Raw genomic sequence first — 14,372 nt, forward strand, 5'->3', positions numbered from 1 at the left:
CGTCAGCGTCGCTTCGAGGACCTCGCGGACGAGGGCGTCGAATTCGAGACCGGCGCGATGCCGGTTGACGGCGAAATCGGTTTGGCTGCCGCCCAGGATGTACACGGACACGGGATGCTCCAAGGAGGTGAGAGGGTCAGAGTCGGGCGCGGATGTCGCGGCGCAGCAGTTTGCCGACCGGATTGCGCGGGAGCAGGTCGGTGATCTCCAGGCGCTCGGGCAGTTTGAAGGACGCCACCTCGCGGGCTTGCAGGTGCGCGACCAGATCGGCCAGGGTCACCGTGGCCCCGTCGGCGGGAACGACCACGGCGCAGCACTTCTCGCCGAGCACGGGATCCGGGTAGCCGACCACCGCCACGTCGGCGACCGCCGGATGGTCGATGAGCAGTCCCTCGATCTCGGCGGGTGCGATATTCATGCCGCCGCGAATGATGATCTCCTTCACCCGGTCCACGAACCGCAGATACCGTCCGCCGTCGCCGCACAGCTCGAAAACGTCACCGCTGCACAGGTATCCGTCGTCGTCGAACGGCTCGGTGGCGGCCGTGCCCGGCAGGTATCCCGCGAAGACCGCGGGTCCACGCAGCCGCAGTTCGCCGCGTCCGCCGATCTCGGTGACGGTCTCCCCGCTGACCACGTCGACCAGCTTCACGGCGGTGCGCGCGGCCAGCCGGGTCGACCACACCACCCCATCCGCCCCGTAATGCGGCAGATGTTGCGCCCGCACAGTCGGATCCGGGATGTCGGCGGGCGCGCCCAGCAGGCTCACGCCCTCGTTGGAACCGAAGAAGTTGAGCACCGAGATCCCCAACTCGTGCTGCCAGCGCGCCACGACCGGCGGCGGCAGCGGCGCACCGCCCGACCCGACCGTGCGCAGCGACGACAGATCGGCCTGCGCCCGCAACGCCTCGTTCTGCAACAACATGGTGAGCAGCGCGGGCGGCATGCTGGTGTGGGTGACCCGATGCTCGGCGATCTGCCGAAAGAACACCGGCAAGTCCAGCGGATGATGCTGCACGAGATGCCCGCCCGCCAACAGCCACGGCAGGAACGAACCCGCGAACCCGGCCATGTTCACCATCGGAAAGGGGTTGAGCACCACCGAATCCGGGGTCACCCCCAGCCCGTCCTGCACACCGCCCGCCACAGCCAGCCAATCCCCGTGGCAGCGGGGAATCCCCTTGGGCGCGGCCTCGGTGCCACTGGTCCAGCAGATGGTGACGCGGTCGTTCACGGTGACCGCGAGCCCGGAGACGTACTCGCGCAAGCGGTTACGAGACTCGATGACGGATGGCTCATCGACGGGCACCGTGTCACCGAGGGCCACCGCACCCGATGGAACACCGGGCCCGAACGCGAACACGGTCCGCGCGCCCGCCGCCACCGCCAGCGCCTCCGCCGCCAGTTCCCGGTCCCCCAACGCCCCCACAGTAATAATGGCCACCGCATCGGTAGCCGCGATGATCCCGGTCAGCTCGTGCCGCCGATACGACACCGGCATGGGCGTCGCCACCGCCCCCAACCGCCACAACGCCAGATACACGGCAGTCAGCGCCACACTGTTCGGCAGCTGCACCGCAACCGTCGCACCCTGCCGAATCCCGTTGTCCAGCAGCACCACCGCGATATCCCCGACATACTCGTCGAGCTCACGCCAGGTCAGCGTGCGCGGTACCGCGCCGGTCAGCTCGGCCAGATTGGCCGGATCGCTGAGCGCCGCGGCATCAGGGTCCTCGTCGACCCGCTGACGGAAAACCTCGGGAATCGTCTCCGGCTGCCACCAACCCCGCCCGAGATAGCCGCGCACGGTCTCCTCCGAGTGGCATACGGCAACCGCGCGGCCCACCGGCCCCTCGGCAGCGGACCGAGCAGCAATGGCGCTGTCGGCGGCAGTGTGAGTCGCTGGAGTGGAGGATGTTTCGACCATCTCGGTCCTCTGGGTCGACGGGTTCGGTGGGGGCGGCTGGCGTGCCAGCGGGGTCAGGTAATGCGGCGTAGCACCATGGCTGAACCCAATCCGAGGGCGGCGGGGATGGTGATCAGGGCGTATTCGCCGTCGCGGCGATGCAATTCGTCGAGGGCCTGGGCGATGAGGATGCCGCCGGTTGCGCCGAGGGGGTGCCCGACAGCGAGCGCGCCGCCTGAGGGGTTCACACGGGCCGGGTCCACTCCGAGGGCGCGGGTGAGCAGCATCGGTGTGACGGCGAAGGATTCGTTGACTTCGACCACATCCAGTTGTGCGGCCGAGATCCCGGCCCGCTGTAAGGCCACCCGCGCGGCACTCATCGGCGCGGTCAGCAGTGGCGAGCGCACGGCGGTCTGGGCGGTGCCCACGATCTGGGCCAGGGGCGGCCGTCCGAGAATGCACTCGGCGCGCCGATTGCCCAGCAGCACCGCCGAGGCCCCGTCCGCGAGTTGCGGGGCGGTGGCGATAGTGTGCAGCCCACCCACCGGCCGCGGCAGGTCCGGGAGTCGCCGCGCCACCCGCTCCCAGGAAGGGTCGGACGCGAACATCGTCGGCAGCGACGCGAATGCCGATACGCAGGCGTCGGGCCGCGCGCCCTCATCGGCGGCCAGCACCACCGCACCGCCTTTGCGAACCGGGATGACCGAAGCCGAAGGCGTTGCCGCACTCGCTTTCCGGTGTGAGCGCACCGCGTAGGCGTCCAGTTCCGCCCGGGTGATGCCGTGCGCGGCGGCGGTCACGTCCGCCGACACCCCGATGGTGACGAACCCGGTCCGCTCCCCGAGGTCGGCGTCCACCGCGATGGCGGGCCGATCCGACAGCATCGGCACCCGCGACATCGACTCCACGCCCCCGGCGACCACCAGGTCCGCGAATCCCGCCGCCGTGCGCGCCGCCCCGCCCTCCACGGCGTCCAGCCCCGAACAGCACAATCGCGACACCACGGCCCCGGGAACCGAATCCGGCCACCCCGCCCACAGCAGCGCGGCCCGAGCCACATCCCCGCCCTGCTCCCCCGCCGCTGTGCTCACCCCCACCAGCACGTCATCGACGGCCTCCGGCGGACATCCCCGCTGCTCGAGCGCCGTCAACAACTGCCCGAACAACTCATAGGGCGGCACCTCGGCCAAGGTCCCCCCACCCTTGCGCACCCGCCCCCGCGGCAACCGCACCGCGTCGAAAACGAATGCCTCACTCACAGATTCGGCCCCGATCCGACGGAAATCCCGCTTCACTCGTCATCGCTACTCCCCAACGCGGCGGCGCGGATTCCGGCCAGGGCCTCGAGGGTTCGGCGACCGGCAGGATCGTCGGCGGTCGTGACGGGCACGATAACCAGTTCGTCGATACCGGCGTCTCGGTACTCCGAGATCCTCGCGGTCAAGGTTGGGGCGTCGCCGAACATACCTACCGCTGCGGGTAATTCGTCCGGGATGGCGGCGAGCAGGTCGCGGGGGTGAGCGCCGCTGTGAGCCAGACGGACCACGTCGCCGAAACCGGCGTCGGTGAACATGGTGTCGTAGCCGGGGGCGCGGAGGTAGGCGACTACAGCCTGGCGGACGGTGGTGAGCATGTCGGGGTCGGGTTCGAAGGCGGCGGTCACCCAGACCGAGATCGGGGGTGTGGGACGGGCGGCGCGGTCGGCGAATTCCTTGATCGCCGTGACACATCGGGCGACCTGGGCGGGTGTCACCAGGTTCAGCACCACGCGGTCGGCGCAGCGGGCGGCCACTTCGAGGGCGCGATCACCGAAGGCCGCCACCACGATCTCGCCACCGGTGCTCGACCTCGCGGCCGCGTCGCTTTCCCGGTCACCGGTGGGACGCGCCTGCCCATTGTTCGAGGCGGCGCCGTTGGACGCCGCCCGGCCGTGCGTGTATCCGACACTGGCCAGGCCGAATTCGGCCGCACCGGTGTTCCCGAGCACCGTCGTGGACAGGCTCGAGCGGAGGGCGGGGAGGCGTAGTCGGAAGCCACGGATGCGTTCGATCAGGCCCTCGTATTCGACCTTCTCACCGGCCAGCAGGGCACGGACGATGCGGGTCGACTCGTCCAGATGCCGTGCGGTGCGGTGTCTTCGGCGGCCGTGCCAGTCGCGGACCACCACGGTGCTGGAGGTGCCGAGGGCCACGTCGACCGGGCGGCCGGTGAGGGCGGCGACGGTGGACGCGCCCAGGGCGATGGTGGCGGGGCTGCGGACGCCGATCGGCAAGGGGCCCAGGCACAGTGGCATGCGGCCCGGAGAATGCCCGATCGCGGTGGCGAGGGCGAAGGCGTCGAAGGTGGCCATTTCGCCGATCCAGAGGCGGTGGTAGCCGAGTTTCTCGGCGGTTTCCGCCACCTGGAGCGCGTCCAGGGGTGCTCGGTTCTGCCAATAGGGAAGACTGACGCTCAAATGTGGAACAGTCACGCGGACAACCTATTTCATGGGACGTAACCGGGATCAGGAAACCGGGCGCGCGGCGGCACGCATGCGATCACCGCTCACCCAGGTGGCGTGGAAGCCCAGGGGGACGCGCACCGGAAGACCTAGGCGGCAGACCGGCCCCGCGGTGACATCCGCGGCGTCGTAGATCCAGACTTCGCCCAGGCCGGTGTGGTTGTTGTGGGCGAACATGGTCAGCCAGGCGTCGTCCTCGGCGGTGCCGCCCGGCCGCGGGACCACGGTCAGTTCACTGCCGAAGATGCCGTCACCGAAGGGCGCGGTCTCCTTTGCGCCAGTGCGGATGTCGTACTTGATGATCGCGTCGAAGATCATGGTGCGATCCACGGACAGCCGCATCTGATACGAATACCGGCCGCCGTGCCCGGTCGATCCCTGCTCGATGGCGGGGAATTCGGTATTGACGTCGTCCATCGGCTCTTCGACGGTGACCCCGGTACGCAAGTTGAACCGATACCGGTGCAGTTTCGCCTCCGGCCGCAGATACGCCAGCAGTTGCGCGAGCGGATGCGCGCGATCGGACACCGGGCTGGGTTCGGAGACCCGGCACACCACCAGGACGATCTCCTCGCCCTCCTCCCACGAGTTGACCGTGTGATAGATGTACCCGGACTCGCCCTCGAACCATTTCGCCTGCGCCCCTTCGCCATACCTCGGCAGCACCGCGAAACGACTGGGCAGCGTGCGATCGAAGAAGATCTTGAAACGCCCGGCGGCGGCCGCCCGCGGATCGTTGTAGAGCGGCAGATCCATCAGGATCGAATGGTTCTCGGTGATTGCCATGTCGTGCGGCAGTCGCGGGCCGGGCAGTTCCAGACCGGTGTAGTGCTTGACGGTGCCGTCCGGGTCGGCGACCCCGTAGCGCAGGTACGGCGCATGGATCCCGTAGTCGAAGAACAGCAGTTCCTCGGTGCGCTCGTCCACCTTGGCGTGCGCCGAAACCTCCCCGCGCAGCGTGCCGTTGAAGGTGTCGACACCACGGGTCTCGAGGCTGATCGGATCCAGCGCGTACGGCTTGCCCGCCCGGTACCACAGAGCCAGCAGATTGCCGTGGTGATAGACGAGATCGGTATTGGCCGAATTGCGTTCGCGCCGATCACCGGCAGGATTGCCGTCCCACGGCTCGATCACGCCGCGCCACAACGCCGTTCCCGCCGCCCCCTCGGCCTCGAATTCGCCGGTGCGGATGAAGCGGTTGCGGTAGGTGGCCCGGCCGTCCTCGAAGTGCACCGCGTGCAGCATGCCGTCACCGTCGAACCAGTGGTAGCGGCCCAGCGGCGCGAACTGCGGGTTGGGCCCGTTGCGCACGTAGACGCCGTCCAGGTCGACGGGCAATTCGCCGTGCAGCACGGTCAGATTCGTGGCGGTGGTCTCCTGCGCGGTGGGCGTGTAGGGACCTTCCAGGTACGGGTTGGTGAGCGCCTGTGCGGCGGGCGCGATGAGTTCTTCGTTGAGCGGCATGCGAAGCCTCCAGCGACCGGGGCGGTCAGCACCCGGCGAAGTTCACTACAGTTAATGAAGTGATACGCGTCTCAGTGGAGGCTGTCAAGAGCCGCGCGCGGCGGCGACGGCTCGAACCGCACGTCCCGCCGCCCCAGCTCCGCCCCGCACCCCCGGCAGCGCAGCGCCGGATCCAGCACGGCCCCACAGTCCTTGTGCCGGATACGCAATCCGAGCTCCGGCGCGTCCGGATGCGCGCGTTCCGACCACGCCAGCAGAAACGCGAAGACCCCGAACAAGGCCCGCCCCCGCGGCGTCAGCCGATAGTCCCGCCCGCCCGGCTCGGGCCGATGCAGGATCCCCGCGTCGACGAGCCTGCTCAACCGCTCGGTCAAGGTGGTCGGCGACATGTTCAGCGCCGCACGAAATTCCGAGAACCGCCGCACGCCCGCCAGCGCCAGCCCGGTGACCGCCGCACTCCAGCGATCCCCGATGGCCTCCATGATCTCGTCGAACCGCGCGTCACCGCGGGCCGGGACCGGGCGCGCGGACCGCCGGCGCCCGGAGGTCAACTGCCACAACACCTCCCGATCCAGCTCGACCTCGGTGTCGTGGGCGGTGACGTCGCGCCCGCAGCCGCGGCACATGATCACCGGCGGCCCGCGATGCCCGCATTCGGTGTGCGCGAACTCCGGCAGCAGCGCCCATTCGCCGGTCCACTCCCGCTGCCAGGACCACACGCAGACCAGAATCTCCCAGGTCGCCAACCCCAGTGCGGTGAGCCGATATTCGGTGCGCTCGGCACGATCCGGCGCCGGGGCCCGTTCGAGCAGCCCGGCATCGACGAGCGCCGCCAGCCGCGCGGTGAGCACGGCGGGCGGCGCCCCGGTGCGGTCGGCCCACTGGGTGAACCGGCGGGCGTGATCGACGAAGGCGTGCCGCAGGATCGTCAGCGTCAGGCGATCACCGAGCAGATCGAAGGTCGCGGCTACCGCATTCGTCACTTCATCAACTGTAGTTCATTCCTGGTGCACCGGCTCTTCCGCCAGTGTCGCCAGTTCCCGCTGCACCGCCGCGTCGTGCTCGGCCGCCTCCTCGGCCGCCTTCTTCGGGCTCCAGTGCCCGGCCATGATGAACACGAACGGGATGAAGCAGATCTGGGCGATCAGGCAGATCCACCACCAGCGCTTCCACTGCTTGGGCGAATCCGCCTGCGCCTGCTGCACATCCGCGCCGTGCGCGGACAGGTAGGCCAGATCGTCGGCGGGTATGGCGCTCACGGCCTTGAGCTTGGCGCTCGCCGCGGTCAATGCGGGACCGGTCTGCGAGGCGACGGCCAGCTGATCGACCGGCACCTTCTGCGCGGCGGTGATCCGGGCGATGGCCTGATCCGGCGGGATCTTGAACTTGGTGGCGACCTGGCCGACCGCGGTCGCCGCGCTCGCCTGATCGTTGGGATTCGTCAGCAGCTTCACCAGCACCGAGGAATCGATCGCTTGCAGCGTGGCCAGCTCATCCGGGTATTTGGCATTGAGCTCGACGGTCGTCTTCACGTCCGCCGGCGCGTCGCCGGTGAGCTTCACCAGCGCCGCGACCTGTGCCGCTTCGTCATTCGGATTCTTGCCCAATGCCGCCAGCGTGTCCGCGCCCACGGTCTGGATGGTGGCGATCTCGTCGTGATACTTGGCGTTGATGGTCTGCAGCCGCGGCCCGTAATTGACCAGCGTGCCCGCCGCGGTCACCACGAACAGCAACCCCAGCAACACGAACGTCACCACGGTCCGCAACACTCCGCCCCAGACGGCGAGCCCGACCGCGGTGGCCGCGGGATTGCGCTTCTCCACCGTCTCGGTGAAGCTGGCCATCCACGTCGAATAGGCGATGCCGCTGCCGACCGCGGTGAAGCTCATGACGACGGCGAAGGTGTAGTAGTCGGTGCCGGGTTTATCGGTGTAGCCGAGGAATACGTACCCGCCGATGATGCTGATGATGGCCCCGAACACCATGAACGGCTTGCGCACCTTCATGGCGTCGGACACGATCCCGGTCAGCACCAGCGAGATGGCGCTCGCGATCCAGTACCAGTTGCCCAGCGAATTCGCCTGTGCCGCAGTGAATCCGAAGTTGGTCGCCATATAGACCGGCAGGAACGAGACGATCGTGTAGAAGAACGCCAGGAAGATGGAGATGGCCAGGGCCGAGCCGACGATGTCGAGATGCATCATCTGCTTCCACTGATTGCGTTCCAGCGCATCGACATCCAGCCCCCGCGCCCGCGCCTCGATCAGCGCCTTGTCGCGCAGCGAGACCATGATCTGGTCGCGCAGCCGGGGACTGAGCTCACGCAATCCGATCAGCCCGACGATCGAGATGATCGTGCAGATGATGCCGGCCAGCCGGTAGTGGTACTGCCAGTCCGGGTGCGCGTCCAGGGTGTGGGTGGAGACCTCGGTGGTGACCAGCGCGCCCAGCACCGGGCCCAGCGTCCAGAACCCCATGGCCGAGGCGCGATCCAGCTGCGGCGAGAAGTCGCGCACCAGCGCCGGGGTGGCCACCAGCACCGCGCCCTCGACAATGCTGATCAGGCAGTAGACGGCGAGGTAGGCCTCTTTGGTCGTGCACTGCGGTTGCGCGAAGAGCGTGAGCAGCGAGGTGACGACCGTGCCGTAGGCGACGATATTGGCGCGCCCCCAGCGGTCCAGCACCCCGGTGATCACCGACGCCACCGCACCGAACGCCGCGCCGACGATGAAGATGCCGACGAAGTAGGCGAAGGTCAGATGGAAGTAGGCGATCAGCTGATTACCCACCGCGCCCGAGACGAACAGCTGGTAATACAGCGCGACCGAGACCACTACGACGAGGAAGAGATACCAGGACCGGGCGCGCGTTTCCGGATAATGCGGCAGCTTCCGCTGCCACAGCCCGGTGACCAGCGTCGGCGGGGGAAAGTCCGCGGCAGACGGCACCGCGGTCGGAATGCTACTCATGTTCGAGACGCCTTTCTGTCCACGACCTTTCGCGTGACCGGACGACCCTTCGTCGAGGCAGCACGAGCAGCCGGGTGGAATCAGGGTAGCGGTCATGAGTGACTTGAATCACTGTTACCGAAATCAGGACTGGACAGTTGCGACAAACTGCGCCAATCGGGCATCCGCAACAATCCTGCCACCCTCTCCCAGAGGCGGGCGACCAGCCGGTTCGATCGTGTCGGCCGGGACTGCAATCATGTTGTCCGACAGGTGAGTTGCTTGGGTGGATCGGATGTTCGATGAGTGACCGGGAGTGGTACGAATTCGCGTCGGGGCTGGCGGCGCTGCTGATCTACAGTCCGCACGAGACCGTCTTGATCCTGGAGATCGCGGGGGCCGAGCACTTCCTGCAGTTCGCCAAGCAGCCGGGCTGTCTCGTGCTGGAGGTGTCCGACGACCTGTCGGAGGCGCAACGGCAGGTGCTGACCGACGACGGATGGGGGCCGCCGGGCGCGTACGGACCGCTGTGGCACTACGGGATCTGGGACAACGCGCGTCCGACCCCGGATGCCGACGACTGCCGCGAGATCACGCTGGTGGCGATCGAGGTGCTGCGCGAGGTGCTGTCGGTGCCGTCACCGCACGATGTGCACGCCAAGGGCTGGGTCGACGGGCCCGGTGACGTCCTCCTCGAAGAGCTGACGCCGCACGTCTCGGAGCCGCCCAGCGAGACCGCCCGGAGCCTGCTGTCCATCGCGGATCTGCTGATGCCCGATCACCCGTGGCCCGTCGCCACCGTCCAGGCCGGGGTGGCCCACCCGCTCCAAGCGCACCGGGCCGGACCGTGGCGCGGCCTGCTTTCCGTTCTCGGCGAACCGTTCTTCGGCGGGCTCGGCGTGCTCGGTCAGTTCGACAGCAAGGAGGACGTCGACGATATGCGGCGTGCGCTGCGGCGTTTACCCTCGTGCCCACCGACTCTGTCCTGGGAGTGGTATCCGGGCTTCGTGACCGAGACGGCCGACTGGCACGCGGGCGACCGTGCCGAAGCCTTCCTGAATCACGTGGGCAGGGATGCCCAGACGACCGGATCCGTCTTCATCTCCTTGGAGACCGACAGTGACGACTACGCCCTCGCCTTCATCCCCGCCGACCGCCTCGACCCGTTGCGCGCGTTGACCGCCGAATTCGGCAAGCGTGTCGACCTGCCGGGCTGAGCTTCAGTCCGCGTTGCGGAAGTACAAGGTGTTGGCCCCGTGGGCAGAGAGAGGGCCCGCCTCGGCGGCCTGGCGGATGCCACTGCCCGGGAGGCAGGTGAGTTTGGTGAACATGGTGGTGTTGCCGAAGGCAGAGCGGACCTGGGTCTCGGAGGCATAGTCCGCGCCGTAGTCCGACAGCGCCTTGAAATCCAAGGGGGCCAAAGGCTTTTCGAGGGGAGTCTGGGCGGCGGGCAGGCCCAGCGCCGCGTACTGGGTCGCGGCTCCACCCTCGTACCAGCACAATTCGTAGGAGATGTTCTCGGTGGTGGTGACGCTGACCACCGGCCATTCCTGCGACAGCCGCAGGGCGACGGGGTGGCGGCCGACGGGAGCCACCTCCCAGTTCAGGCTCTTCACCGAGACCCAGTGTTCGGAGATCTTCTCGATGAGGACTACGTCCTCGCCCAGGCGCTCGGCCGGATTCGACTCCGGTTCCGGCGTGCTCCAGTGCTTTTCGTCCACACCGAGGTAGGCGGTGCTGGGGACGGCGGTGGCGCCGTCGGCGGTGTAGGCGGCCAGCAGGGCGGCCCGGACCAGGGTGACGGCGTTGCGGCTCGAGCAGCGTACAGCCAGCGCGCCGAAGGAGGTGCTGATCTCGACCGGCTTGGAGGGCTGGTCGGGTAGCGCGCCCGCGGCGATCGGCTTGAGGCCGACCAGCGCCAGCTGCCAGTTGACCTCTTCGATGGTGGCCAGGTCACCGGCGGTCTGATAGAGGATCTGCTGCTGGGTGAGATACCCGGCGCGTTCCAGGGTGGCGCATTCGAGTTTGCGCAGCGCGGTGACGGTCTTGCTCATGAATCCGATGTCCTCGACCCGGATCTCGCGGAGCCGCTGCGTCATGGCCGGGGAGGTGACGGCCGCATAGCATTCGCGGTACATGGCCAGCGCCTGCTTGCGCTGGCGGCCGACCATGAGGGTGCGGAGCAGGGTGTTGAGGGAGGCCAGGTAGCGGTTGGCCTGATCCGGGTCGGCGGCGAAGAGTCCGGCGCGGATGCGCACCGCGTCCTCGCCCGCCGCCACCGCCGCCTTCGGGTCCAGGCGGCACAGCCACACGCTGCACTTGGACAGCGCGTCGGCCGAGGCGCCCGCGGCCAGCGGATAGTTCTGTGCCACATGCCGATACGCCTGGCAGGCGTTGCGGATGGTGGAGGTCGCCAGCTCGCGGTGGCCGATGGTGCGGGCGGCCAGTTCGAACAGCCGCAGCGCCTCGGTCACCTCGGCGGCGAAGGGTGCGGTGACGTGCCCGGCGGTCAGCCAGCGCAGCCGGATGAGCACCGCCTCCTGGGCGGGTTCCAGCGCCGAGGGCGAGCGGTCCCGCTGTGCCGGGTCGGATTTGGTGGCCATCAGCCCGCGGGCCAGCTCGCACAGGGAGGTCGCCAGCGCCAGCTCGGCTTCGGGCGTCCGGTCCCGCGCGGCCCCGCGATCGGTGGCCACCTGGCGCTCGATGGCGCTGAGATCCATTGCGACCTTCAAACTCCCGTAGCTGTGCCCTGTCAGACCGACAGTGCCCGATCATCGCTGGCCACCAAGGCCATGCTGTGTTTGCGCCGAGTCTGCCACAATTTCGGGCCGCCGGTCACCCAAGTGGAGGTTTGCCCGGATCGACACGCCGCGACGGACCGCCGCCGTGATCAGCCCCGCCCGGTGTACCGCACCTGCCGCGGTTTCCCGCGCTCGAACTCCCCCCGACCCGAGAGATGCTGCGGCACACCCACTTCCCACCACGCCCCCGTCTCGGTCCACGCCGACGGCTGGGTCCGCACCACCACAACCGCGGGCCGCTGCCGTGCGACCGCCGCCTCCCGCGCCCGCCCATACGCCACGCGGAACTCCCCGAGTTCGCTCGCGGTGAACACCTCACACCCCAACGCCCGCGCATGCGCCGCGAAATCGACCCGCGGCGGCTCGGCATGATTGCTCCGGCAGTCGGCATAAAAATTGTTGAACGCCTCCCCACCCTGCCCCTCCTGCAACCGCGCGATAACCGCATACCCGTCGTTGTCACACACCACCGCGACGAACGGATGCCCGGCGAACGCCGCCGAGAACAACTCCGAGTTCAACATCAAGTACGACCCGTCCCCGAGCAGTGTCGTGACCAGCCCTTCCATATTTGGGCCGCTTGCCGCCACCGGATGCGCTGCGGCACTGTGTTCTCGCGGCGTGCCGGCAGGGTCCATCGCAGCGGCCGCCACGGCAGAGTTCAGCGCATGTGCGGCGGGAGTGTCGGTCGGGGGCGTCGTGCTCGAGCGGGCGATGGCGGCGCCCCAGGCTCCGGCGAGTTCGTATCCCATGCAGGAGAAGCCGTATTCGACGTCCATGGTGGGTGGTGCGGCGGGGGCGCGCCAGCCGCCGACGAGTTCGCCGGGGAGGCCGCCGGAGGCGGTCATGACGTAGTCGGCGGCGGTGCTGAGATCGTTGACCGCGCCGACGATCTGGGCGTAGGCGGGCGGGCCAGGGGTGGGGGCGCGGAGTTTGTCGATGTGGGCGTCCCATTCCGCGCGCACCGCTGCCGCCCGGGCCGTCCAGTCCGAATCCACGAGCCAGCCGCCGAGTTCAGGCGACGGTTCGAGCAGCATCGCGTCGAGGTCCTGCAGTGTCGCGGCGGCGTCACCGACCACGGCGAGCGCACCGTGCTTGACCGCGTCGAAGCGCGCGGCGTTGATGTGCACGATCCGCACCTCCGGCGCGAAGACCGTCCAGGACGCGGTGGTGAAGTCCTGCAGCCGGGTGCCGACGGCCAGCACCACATCGGCGGCCGCGGCCAGGGTGTTGGCCGATGCCGCGCCCGTTATACCGAGCGGACCCGCGTACAACGGGTGATCGTGTGGCACGAGAGTGCGCCCGGCCGTCGTCTCGGTGACCGGAATGCCATGCCGCCGAGCGAATTCCAGGGCGACCCCGGCGGCACCGGAGTAGCGGACTCCCCCGCCCAACACCAGCAGCGGGCGTTGTGCCGCGCGCAGGACTCGTGCCGCCTCGGCGAGCTCGCGCCGATCGGGACGGGGCCGCCGCACATGGTGGACCACGGGTTCGAACAGGGCGTCCGGGAAGTCGTACGTTTCGGCTTGTACGTCCTGCGGCAGCGCCAGCACCACCGGGCCGGTGTCGGCGGGATCGGTGAGCACGCGCGCCACCTGCGGGAGCGTCGCGATCAACTGCTCGGGGCGGGTGATGCGGTCGAAGTAGCGGCTCACCGGACGGAAGGCGTCGTTGACGGTGAGGGTGGGGTCGCCGAAGTGCTCGACCTGTTGCAGGACCGGGTCGGGGGCGCGGCTGACGAAAGTGTCGCCGGGGAGGAGGAGTAGGGGCAGCCGATTCGCGTGGGCCACACCGGCGGCGGTCACCATATTCAGTGCGCCCGGGCCGATCGAGGAGGTGGCGACGCCCACCTGTCGCCGATGCGACGCCTTGGCCAGTCCGACCGCCGCAAGTGCCATGCCTTCTTCCGTGTGCCCGCGCCAGACCGGGATCTCGGCGCGGCGTTCGGCCAGCGCGGTGCCCAGGCCGAGCACGTTGCCGTGGCCGAAGATCGCGAAAACCGCGGGGAACAACGGGACTTCGCGACCGTCGAGAGTTTGTGAGCGTTGCGCGATCATCCACGTGACCAGCGCCTGCGCGGTGGTGAGCTTCATCCGAGCCGTCCTTGGTGAGAAGTGACCGGGCAGCGCGGGTCCAAGGGCTGATCGGCCCACGCGGCTCGCACCCAGGCGTGCGCGGGGTCGTCACAGAAGGCCATGGAGCGTTCCGGCGCGGGACCGGCCAGCACGTTCAGGTAGTACATGGGGTAACCGGGCGCGGCGATGCACGGGCCGTGATACCCGTGCGGCACGAGGAACACGTCCCCGTCGCGCACCGCGACGTTCTCGTCCAGCGAGCCGTCGGCGGTATAGGTGCGGTGCATCCCGAATCCCTCACGCCCAGGGGTGATTCCATCCCGCCCCGCGATCCGGAAGTAATAGATCTCCTCGTTGACGACCTCACACTCGGTCGCCTCGTCGTGCTTGTGCGGCGGATACGACGACCAATTCCCTTCCGGCGTAATGAGTTCGCACGCATTGAGCTTGTCCGCGTGCTCCCACACCCCGGGCGACCCGAAGTTCGTGACCTGCCGGGTCGCCTGCCCGGCTCCCCGTACTTCCACCGGAACCTCTTCGGCCGGTCCGTATTTCGGCTCCAGTCGCCGTTCGCATCGCGCCATCGGCAAGGCCACCTCGATCCCGTCCGTTGTGGAGATCTCCACCTCGGCGTCCCGTGGCACATACGCGAAGTCCGTGACCCGGGTGAAAACCGAG

General features: G+C 68.7%; 10 protein-coding genes. 1 reads left to right on the forward strand and 9 read right to left on the reverse strand.

Annotation, left to right across the window (positions count from 1 at the left end):
- Nucleotides 1-136: 136 nt before the first annotated feature.
- From ACWELQ_RS17770 to ACWELQ_RS17795, 6 genes are all read right to left on the reverse strand, one after another.
- A complete protein-coding gene (locus tag ACWELQ_RS17770) occupies nucleotides 137-1,807 on the reverse strand; it encodes a class I adenylate-forming enzyme family protein (protein WP_452398132.1) in 1,671 nt (556 codons plus the stop codon).
- A 173-nt stretch (nucleotides 1,808-1,980) separates the two neighbouring features.
- Entirely contained in the window at nucleotides 1,981-3,165 is a 1,185-nt protein-coding gene (locus tag ACWELQ_RS17775) for an acetyl-CoA C-acyltransferase (protein WP_452398133.1), read from the reverse strand.
- A 32-nt stretch (nucleotides 3,166-3,197) separates the two neighbouring features.
- Nucleotides 3,198-4,376 (reverse strand): LLM class flavin-dependent oxidoreductase, encoded by a 1,179-nt coding sequence (locus ACWELQ_RS17780; protein WP_452398134.1) that lies wholly within the window; start codon nucleotides 4,374-4,376, stop codon nucleotides 3,198-3,200.
- A 33-nt stretch (nucleotides 4,377-4,409) separates the two neighbouring features.
- Complete coding sequence (locus ACWELQ_RS17785) at nucleotides 4,410-5,870, reverse strand: carotenoid oxygenase family protein (protein ID WP_452398135.1); 1,461 nt, start codon at nucleotides 5,868-5,870, stop codon at nucleotides 4,410-4,412.
- A gap of 71 nt (nucleotides 5,871-5,941) precedes the next feature.
- On the reverse strand, nucleotides 5,942-6,853 hold the full coding sequence (locus ACWELQ_RS17790; protein ID WP_452398136.1) for a winged helix-turn-helix transcriptional regulator: 912 nt from the start codon (nucleotides 6,851-6,853) through the stop codon (nucleotides 5,942-5,944).
- Nucleotides 6,854-6,868: 15 nt separating this feature from the next.
- Entirely contained in the window at nucleotides 6,869-8,839 is a 1,971-nt protein-coding gene (locus tag ACWELQ_RS17795; protein ID WP_452398137.1) for an MFS transporter, read from the reverse strand.
- Nucleotides 8,840-9,120: 281 nt separating this feature from the next.
- Between ACWELQ_RS17795 and ACWELQ_RS17800 the strand changes: the two genes are divergently transcribed.
- Nucleotides 9,121-10,035, forward strand: coding sequence for a DUF6630 family protein (locus ACWELQ_RS17800; RefSeq protein ID WP_452398138.1), 915 nt, complete (start codon nucleotides 9,121-9,123; stop codon nucleotides 10,033-10,035).
- A 3-nt stretch (nucleotides 10,036-10,038) separates the two neighbouring features.
- Here the strand turns inward: ACWELQ_RS17800 and ACWELQ_RS17805 are convergent, their stop codons facing one another.
- The 3 genes from ACWELQ_RS17805 to iolB all read right to left on the reverse strand — a co-directional run.
- Nucleotides 10,039-11,538, reverse strand: coding sequence for a hypothetical protein (locus ACWELQ_RS17805; RefSeq protein ID WP_452398139.1), 1,500 nt, complete (start codon nucleotides 11,536-11,538; stop codon nucleotides 10,039-10,041).
- Nucleotides 11,539-11,708: 170 nt separating this feature from the next.
- Nucleotides 11,709-13,712, reverse strand: a complete 2,004-nt coding sequence (locus tag ACWELQ_RS17810) for a thiamine pyrophosphate-dependent enzyme (protein ID WP_452398140.1) — start codon at nucleotides 13,710-13,712, stop codon at nucleotides 11,709-11,711.
- Nucleotides 13,709-14,372 (reverse strand): 5-deoxy-glucuronate isomerase (gene iolB, locus ACWELQ_RS17815; protein ID WP_452398141.1); only part of this gene is annotated, 664 nt, incomplete at its 5' end. The genes ACWELQ_RS17810 and iolB, both read right to left, overlap by 4 nt.

The sequence above is a fragment of the Nocardia sp. NPDC004722 genome (assembly GCF_053601505.1).